Here is an 8618-nt window from a genome sequence, read left to right as displayed (position 1 = left end):
CACGGGGGCGGGGGGGGGGGGGGGGGGGGGGGGCCCCCCGGGGGGGGGCCGGGGCCCCCCCGGGGGGGGGCCGCCCCCCGGGGGGGGCCCCCCGGCCCGGGGGGGGGGGGCCCCCCCTCCGGCGTGGACCGGGTTGCTGCGCCGCTCAGTCGAAGGGGTCCAGCGTCAGGTACGCCTGGCGCGGGCCGCCGTCGTGGACGAGCGACTCGTGGTGGCCGACGTCGTCGAAGGCGAAGGCGTAGGCCTTGCCGTCGGCCATCTGCGCGTGGATCTTACGGGCGTAGTGGTTGGTGACCACGTCCTGGTAGAAGCCGGCCGCGCCGGTGTCGGGCTGGTTCGGGTTCGTCAGCAGGGTGGAGCGGTTGAACGCGGCGCACAGGGTGCGTGAGATCGGGCCGCGGACCTGGTCGTTGGGGGCGTCGAGTCGCCGGTGGCAGCCGAAGATCGAGGTGGCGTCGGGCTTCTGGAAGCTGGTGACGACGGCGCCGGTGCCGTCGGTGAAGTGCAGGACGCCCCCGGAGACCCGGCCGTGGTACGTGACGCCGGGCTGGTGCGCGAAGGGCGTGACGGTCAGCGTCGAGGTCGTGTACTTCTGCCACACGCGGTTGACGTAGTCGTCCATGACGGAGGCCGGCAGCGCGCCGGTCTCCACCCCGTACAGCGGCGACAGCGCCCGCAGCACCGTGCCGTCGGGCCGGGTCTGGATCAGGTCGGCCCAGCCTCCGGGCTGCCCCCTGAGCGCGTTGAAGAACCCCTTGTAGCCACCGGGCTTGAGCCGGCCCGTGCTCGCCGTGCTGCCGTCGGCGCGCTGCACTCCGACCGCGTAGGGCGCGGAGAACATGTCGACCTGGGTGCTGTTGAGCCACAGTCCGGCGTCGTTGAGCGTGTACTCGGCCCAGTTGAACAGGATGTTGCGGTTGGGGTCCGCGGGATTCTGCACGGCCGGCTGGACCAGGCCGCCGGTGGTCAGCCTGAACACCAGCTTCTGCCCGTAGGAGAAGTAGATCCGCCCGGAGAGCTTGGGGATCTGTATGGTCTTCGACTGTCCCGGGGCCGGGCCCGCGATGGCGGCGTCCGGAGCGGGAGTCGGCGGGTTGCCGCCGGCGGGCCAGGCGTGGAACGCGCCGCTCGCGTCGGCCCAGCCCTGCCGGCCGGTCGAGAGCAGGGTGCCCACGGTGTACACGTAGACCTGTTCGCCGCGGCCCGAGTTGTTGGTGATCTTCAGGTGGATGGTGGCCGGTACGGCGGCGTGGGCGGGCGCGGCGGAGCCCGCCGCGAACAGTGTGCCGGCGAGCAGCAGGGCGAGGACGGTCGCCACGGCCGTGGCGGGGCGTCTGAGGATGGAGGGCATGCTCTGTCTCCGTTCGACGGGTGTCGAGACGCGGTGGGGGTGAGAGCGCTCTCAGAGCGTCCCGCGTTGGTCCGGACCTGTCAATGAGTCCGGGGAGCGGTGACTGCGCTACGCACGTCGGTCGGGCGGCGGCTACGGACCGCTGTGCCCCGGCGCGTCCCGGCGGCGTCTTCCGGGTGCCGCCGTCCCTCCGTGGGACCGGCGGCACCCGGGGTCGTCGGACGGCTCCGGCTCAGGGCTTGTCGAGGACCGTCCCGGTCACCGCCGGGCCGTGCGGCTCGCCCGTCTCGTCCCTGGGCTGCAGGCCGACGTGCTCGGTGGGCTCGGCCACCCGGTCGGCCACCGTGGGCAGGTGCACCTCGGCGCTCCGCCTGCCGGCGGGGACCACGGCCCACAGGGCGAAGTGCTCCAGCCGGGACAGCGGTACGTCGCCCTCGGGGAGCTCACCCAGGATCTCCCGGAGCCACTCGGGGTCGAGGTCCTTGCTGGACAGTTCGGGACGACCGGCGGGGGGTGTCGGCGTCAGGAACGCCGCCATGTCGACGTCGGCGGGCTCGGAGAGGGTGGCCTTCCAGCGCAGTGGCTGCCCCTCGGTGACCTCGTCCGCGACCGGGGTCACGGCGATCCGGGGCATCGGGTCGTCGTTCTCCACCAGGACGCCGCCGGAGTAGGAGCCGACGAGCGAGCCGCGCACCGCCTTCACCACGACGTCGTGGGAGGTGTCCCCGGAGTACCGGGTGTTCCCCTCCACCTTCACCGGCACGTCGACGGCGGGCCCGCCCGCCCGCACCGTCACCAGCCGGTGCCGGGCGGCTCCGGTGACCGGGTCCAGGACGTACATCCGCACCGTGCCGCTGCCCTTGCCGGAGACCCGCACCGGCACCCGGTGGGTGCGGACGCCGGAGTCGCCCTCCACGACCTTCAGGCGCCCGACGTCGACCCGGGCCAGCGGGGCCGGCCGGACCTCGGGCGTGCCGGGCCGCCAGCCGTGGGCGTCCATCAGCCAGGCCCGGCCCGAGCGGGAACGCGGGATCAGTTCCAGCGTGGTGACGCGGCCCGGGTCGACGCCGGCCCGGGCCGCCGCGGTGAGCGGTACGCGCGCTTCCTGCGCCCAGTACGACGCGGTGTTCCCGCTGCCGGGCAGGCCGTCGGCACGCACGCTGCCGAGGACGGCACGCTTGCCGCTGGAGTCGGTGACGGCCACGTCGATCCGGGTGCCGGTGCTGTTCGGCGGGACGACGAGGCGGAGCGCCAGGCTCTTCGCGCCCTTGAGCGAGACCGGCCGGGCGGGGCGTATCCGGGTCGCCTTGCCGGGTGCGGACCAGGTGAGCGCGACGGCGCCGCGGCCGACCTCCCGTTCGAGCGCCCAGTGCGCGAAGTGCGGTGACGAGCCGAGGGACTTCTCCCTGTCGAGGCAGGCGACACGGGGATCGGGGTCGACGGCGGAGCACAGCCGCCCGCCGGTCACCCTCACCCCGTCGTCGGGCAGGAGGCCGGGGCCCCGGCCGCCGCCGACCGCGTGCGTCAGCACCCGGGCGGGATCGGCCGAGGGGGCGCGCCTTCCCGTGCCGTCGACGAGCTCGCGCACCCGATCGTCGCCGGCGACGAACAGCCGTGCCGCGGCGGCGATGTAGGTGGCGCCGGCCCGGTGCTGCTGGTCGGCCGTGAGCCGGGTCGCGGCGCTCTTGGCGCACACCGGGTCGCGGGCGTCGGGGTCGTCCCAGAAGTCGTCACTCGAGGGGGCCTGGGACTGGCCGGGGGTCCACTCGCTGTTGAAGAAGTTGTGGTTGGCGCCGGTCATGTGGACCGCGCTGTGCAGGGCCCGGCCCCGGCTGACACCCCGGGTGCCGTCGACGTAGACCTGCCCCTGGAGGTCGGAGACGTCGCCGTCGCAGCCGGGCAGGAGGGTCAGCGAGGGCACGTCGGGGACCGGGTTCTGGCCGAAGATCGTGGGGCCGATGAGGACGGTGCCGCGGATCTTCCAGCGAGCCGGCTTCGGGTGGCCGTCCACGGCGGGCGGCGGGGGGTAGAGGCTGTCCATGGCGGCCCGGTCGACGCCCTCGCCGCCCCGCGAGTGGCCCACGAGCAGGGCCCGGGAGAGATCGGCCCTCGGGCCGCGGCGCACGGCGGCCGGGGCGGCGGCCGGCCGGGCGGCCCAGTCCGCCCAGCGCGCCAGGTGGGAGCGGACCAGCGACGAGCGGGCCTGGGCTCCGCCGTCCTCGGCCTCGCCGTCCTGGCCGTTGATGCCGTTGGCGGAGATCGAGACGGTGACGTAGCCCTGGGAGGCCAGCAGCTTCTGGTCGCGCAGGTAGCCGCGGTGGCTGGGGATGGGCCGGGCGTCCTTGGCGCAGGGCCAGTCGATGGTGACCTCGTCCTCGCCCTTGCCGGGGACGTAGCAGGTGGCGTGCCGTCCGTGCAGGAAGAGCGCGATCGGGCGCTTGCCGGTGACTCCCTTGGGGGCGACCACCTCGCCGCGCATCTCCACGGGGGCCTTGAGGCCGGGCAGCCGGACGGGGTCGAGCGCGTACTCCCCGGTGACCGTGGAGAACCTGCCGGGCCTGCCGGGGTCGACGGCCCCGGCGGGGAGCTTGGGCGGGAGTTTCGCGGCCTGCTGGGGTCCGCCGTCCGCCTCGGCCCGCCGGTCCAGCCGGCGTCCGCCGGAGACGGGCTGAAGGTCCGTCAGTCCGGCCGGTCGCGCGTTGTCCAGGGGCAGCCGGAAGGTCCGGCCGTCCTCGTCCGGCTCGGGTACGCCGAGCAGAGTGCCGCCGGCGCGGAACTCCACCCGTGCGTCGCCCGGGGGAATGCGCCGTGGTGCGCGCCACTCCAGGGCGCTGCCCTCGTCGGTGACCCGCCAGCCGGGCGGCAGGTCACCGGTGTCGTTGCCCGGTGCGGTGGCGGGCGGGACCTTGGGGGGCTGCGGTGCCGCCTGGGCCACCGCGGGTGCCGACCCCACCACTGTCAGGGCCGCTGCCGCGGCGACCCATGTCTTGCGGGCGCGTATCAACGATCCGCTCCTCAGCGCCTCGAGTCGGGTGCTCCGCCCGGTGCGGAGACCCCTCTGCGCAGGAGGAGGGGAAGAGGGGGCGCGGGGTTGCGTGCGGGACGCGGCGACCCGGGAGCGGTGCGACGGCCGGGACCGGCGTGGTCACCGCCGGTCCCGGCCGTCCGCTCGCCCGAGGAAGTGCCTTGCTACACCGGGATGTTGAAGCGTTCCCAGACACGGTGCGAGCCCATCAGCTCGCTGACCCGCTCCAGCGCGCCGGCTCCGGAGTCGGCGACGACGACACCGGGCGCGTCGACCGGCACCCCGGCCGAGGCGAGGGCCGCCTCGCCACCGGACCAGGCGCCGATCGCCTTGCCGTGCCGGTAGGCCTCGGACAGCAGCAGGGTGACCCGCGGGTCGGTGGCCGGCCGCTGCGCGGCGGAGGGGACGCCCTTGGCGTCGCGGGCGCCGAAGGCGTCGTTGCCCACGGCCGGCGCGCCCGCCAGCAGCACCGCGTCGAACTCCACGGAACGGGCGGTGACATAGGTGCGCTGCGCCGTGAGCGCCTCGTCGCCCGTGCCGAGCTTGCCGCCGTTCGGCGCCACGACCAGCGGGACCATGCCCGCCGCGAGCACCGCGTCGCGCACCGCGCGCACGCCCTCCAGGTCGCCGTCCGGGCCGGTGACGATGCCGACGATGCGCCCGTCGGCGGGCCAGGTCCGCCCCACCTGGGACAGTGCCGGGCTCCGTTCGACCTCGGCCGGCGGCACGGTGGGCTTGGGTTCGGGCAGGCCGAGTCCCTCCGCGACACCGGCGCACAGCTCCGGGTCGATGTTGGCCAGGACCTGCAAGGCCCTTTCCTTCACCGCCTGTTCGTAGCACTTGCCGAGTTCGAAGGTGTAGGCGCCGATGATGTGCTCGCGCTCCACGGGGCTCATGCTCAGCCAGAACCGCCGGGGCTGGCTGAAGTGGTCCGCGAAGGACTCCGGGGCCTCGCGCACCTTGGTCGCCTCGGGTACGCGCACGGGGCTCTCGACGTACGCGCCGGTGTCGGCTCCCGCGGTGAACGGGCAGCCGCCGTCGAGGGAGTTGGGGCGGTAGGGGGCCACTCCCCGGTGCACGGCGGTCTGGTGCATGCCGTCGCGCAGCATGTCGTTGACCGGGGCGTGCGGGCGGTTGATGGGCAGCTGAGGGAAGTTGGGACCGCCGAGGCGGGTGATCTGGGTGTCGAGGTAGGAGAACAGGCGCCCGGCGAGAAGGGGGTCGTCGGTGATGTCGATGCCGGGGACCAGGTGGCCGACGTGGAACGCGACCTGCTCGGTCTCGGCGAAGAAGTTCGAGGGGTTGCGGTCGAGGGTGAGCAGCCCGATCGGCTGCACGGGGGCCAGTTCCTCGGGGACGATCTTCGTGGGATCGAGGAGGTCGATGCCCTCGAAGGTCTGGTCCGCGGTGTCGGGGAAGGTCTGGATGCCCAGTTCCCACTGGGGGTACGCGCCCGCCTCGATGGCGTCGGCGAGGTCCCGGCGGTGGAAGTCGGGGTCCACGCCGTTGATGATCTGCGCTTCCTCCCACACCAGGGAGTGGACGCCCAGCTTGGGCTTCCAGTGGAACTTGACCAGGGTGGTGGAGCCGTCCTGCGCGACCAGCCGGAAGGTGTGGACGCCGAAGCCCTCCATCATGCGGTAGGAGCGCGGGATGCCCCGGTCGGACATGTTCCACAGGGTGTGGTGGGTGGCTTCGGTGTGCAGGGTGACGAAGTCCCAGAAGGTGTCGTGGGCGCTCTGCGCCTGCGGGATCTCCCGGTCCGGGTGCGGCTTGCCGGCGTGGATGACGTCGGGGAACTTGATGGCGTCCTGGATGAAGAAGACCGGGATGTTGTTGCCGACCAGGTCGAAGACGCCCTCACTGGTGTAGAACTTCGTGGCGAAACCCCGGGTGTCGCGCACGGTGTCGGACGATCCGCGCGAGCCGAGGACAGTGGAGAACCGTACGAACACCGGCGTCTCGACGTCCTTGGCCAGGAACGCCGCCTTGGTCACGGAGGACGCCGTGCCGTAGGCGCGGAAGGTCCCGTGCGCCGCCGCACCGCGCGCGTGGACGACGCGCTCCGGGATGCGCTCGTGGTCGAAGTGCATCACCTTCTCGCGCAGATGATGGTCCTGGAGCAGGACGGGTCCGCGCGGCCCCGCCTTGAGCGAGTGGTCGGTGTCGTACAACCGGACACCCTGCGCCGTGGTCAGGCTGCTCCCGGACTGCGCCATCCGGGCCCGGTCGGCGCCCGTGGGCTGTCCGGTCGGCGACACGGTGTCCGGACCGCTCTGGTCGGGCTTGGGCGGCAGGGGTTCCCGGGGCTCGATGGGCTCGGCGACGGACGGCGACTCGGGTCCGGGCTTGCCGGGGATCCCCTCCTCGGGACCCGCCGCATCGCCCTGGAGACCTTCGGTGATCTTCCGGGCCGCACGCCTGAGGGGACTGGCCTCACTCATGGGTGACACTCCTCCGCTTCACAAACCACTCCAAAAGAGGGCATTCAGTGCGTCAATGTCTCACGCCGCGGGGCCTCGCGCAGGGCGCGCGTCTCGAGGGGGTGACACCCGCGCCGGCCCGGCCGCCCCGTGCGCGTACCCAGAGCACGCCACTCGAGACACGAGCCCGTGCTTCCCCCCGGACAGTTCGCACCTGGGTTGCCGGACTCCCGGCCGACGGCGGAACCGTCGAGGCCGTGGAGCCGACCCACGCCGAACACCGGGGCCACCCCGCCCTGTTGGCCTCGCTCACCCTGCCTTGTCCGGGCGTCCGGTGCGCGCCGCCACCCGAGCCGCCGCCGCCGTCACCGAACGCGGTGACGCCCGCCGCGCCGTGACCGCGCACACCTGGCCCGGCACGGAAGCGCGATCCGAGGGCGTGGCGGGAGGAAGTCAGGATCCGACGAGGACACGCTGAAGGCCGCGGCACGGTTCTGCGGCCCGGCCCGCCCGCCGCCTGCCGTCCGGCGGGCCTCGCGCGGCCGTGCCGCCCCCCGCGTCCGCCGTGTGTCCGACGCCCTGGCGTGCCGCCCTGCGCCAGGCGTCAGAACAGCTGCTCCTGCTCGGCGGGAGCAGCCCGGCGCGGGGAGCGGCGCGGACCGGGGCGCCGGGCCGGGGTCTCCTCGCCGAACAGCGGCTCGGTGCCGTACTCGTCCGGCTCGGCGGGTACGACGGCGGGCCCCGTGCCGACGTTCAGGCACAGCGGGGCGTCTCGGTCGAAGTCACCCGGCGTCATGTCCGTCCAGTCACGTTCCTGACGCTCGCTCACCGACGCTCCGCTCCCCCGTCCGGGCCCGTCCATCGACCCTTCGTCCCTCGTCCCTCCCATTGTTCCCGGACATCCTGGCTCCTCACGCCCGGCCCGCGGCGGGCGGGGTCCCGGACCCGGTCGCGTCGTCCGGCAGCAGCCGGCACCCCCACGCCGGACGAGACGGGCGTCACATTCGTGATGCTGTCACATCTCGCGGACCGAATACGTCAGTTGGACGTAACCACGAATCGGAACCAAGGAGATCGTGATGGACGCGCGAGTCAACCTCTTCGCCAACCCCCTGGCCGCCAAGTTCCTCAAGCACGTCAACTCGGCGGGCAGGGCGGTGTCGGACTCGGGGCTGCCGGCCGCAACCCAGGAGCTGGTGAAGATCCGTGCCAGCCAGATCAACGGCTGCGGCTTCTGCACCGACATGCACACCAAGGAAGCCGCCGCGGCCGGGGAGACCTCACTGCGGCTCAACCTGATCGCCGCCTGGCGCGAGGCCACGGTCTTCACCGAGGCCGAGCGGGCCGCGCTGGAGCTCACCGAACAGGGCACCCGCATCGCCGACGCGGCGGGCGGGGTCACCGACGAGGCCTGGGAGAACGCCGCCAAGCACTACGACGAGGACCAACTCGTCGCTCTCATCGGCCTCATCGCCCTGATCAACGCCTACAACCGTGTCAACGTCATCAACCGCCAGCCCGCCGGCGACTACCAGCTGGGCCAGTTCGGCTGACCCGGGCGGCACGCCGACCGCATACCCGTCGGGCGCGGGGACTTTCGGGCCGCCGCCCTCGTGGCCGCGGGCGACAAGCGAGGGGCGACCGGCGAGGGGCGACGGACGACGGACGACGGGCAGCAGGGTGCAGGCAGCTCGGCGGGGGGGGCCCCCCCCGGGGGGGGGCCCCCCCCGGGGCGCGGGGGGGGGGGGGGCGGGCGCCCCCCCCCCGGGGCGGGGGCCCCCCCGGGGGGCGCAAAATGAGGGGGTGGCCGACGCGGTTG

5 protein-coding genes are annotated in these 8618 nt (G+C 74.0%); 1 reads left to right on the top strand and 4 read right to left on the bottom strand.

Annotation, left to right across the window (positions count from 1 at the left end; translation table 11 throughout):
• Positions 1-145: 145 nt before the first annotated feature.
• From ACFYOV_RS33605 to ACFYOV_RS33590, 4 genes are all read right to left on the bottom strand, one after another.
• A complete protein-coding gene (locus ACFYOV_RS33605) occupies positions 146-1351 on the bottom strand; it encodes a glycoside hydrolase family 64 protein (protein ID WP_389094405.1) in 1206 nt (401 codons plus the stop codon).
• Positions 1352-1583: 232 nt separating this feature from the next.
• The gene (locus ACFYOV_RS33600) at positions 1584-4355 is read right to left on the bottom strand and encodes a hypothetical protein (protein WP_389094403.1); all 2772 of its coding nucleotides are present in this window, start codon (positions 4353-4355) and stop codon (positions 1584-1586) included.
• Between the two features lie 185 nt (positions 4356-4540).
• Positions 4541-6820: a catalase gene (locus ACFYOV_RS33595; RefSeq protein ID WP_389094401.1), complete on the bottom strand. Its 2280-nt coding sequence runs from the start codon at positions 6818-6820 to the stop codon at positions 4541-4543.
• 583 nt (positions 6821-7403) lie between these two features.
• On the bottom strand, positions 7404-7628 hold the full coding sequence (locus ACFYOV_RS33590; RefSeq protein ID WP_389094399.1) for a hypothetical protein: 225 nt from the start codon (positions 7626-7628) through the stop codon (positions 7404-7406).
• A gap of 250 nt (positions 7629-7878) precedes the next feature.
• Here ACFYOV_RS33590 and ACFYOV_RS33585 point away from each other — a divergent pair, with 250 nt between their 5' ends.
• Entirely contained in the window at positions 7879-8352 is a 474-nt protein-coding gene (locus ACFYOV_RS33585; RefSeq protein ID WP_389094397.1) for a carboxymuconolactone decarboxylase family protein, read from the top strand.
• Positions 8353-8618: the final 266 nt, after the last annotated feature.

The organism is Streptomyces sp. NPDC005931, from assembly GCF_042871235.1.
In the GTDB taxonomy this organism is placed as follows: domain Bacteria; phylum Actinomycetota; class Actinomycetes; order Streptomycetales; family Streptomycetaceae; genus Streptomyces.
The sequence above is the reverse complement of the archived record's forward strand: the minus strand, read 5'-3'. Positions and strand labels throughout refer to the sequence as shown.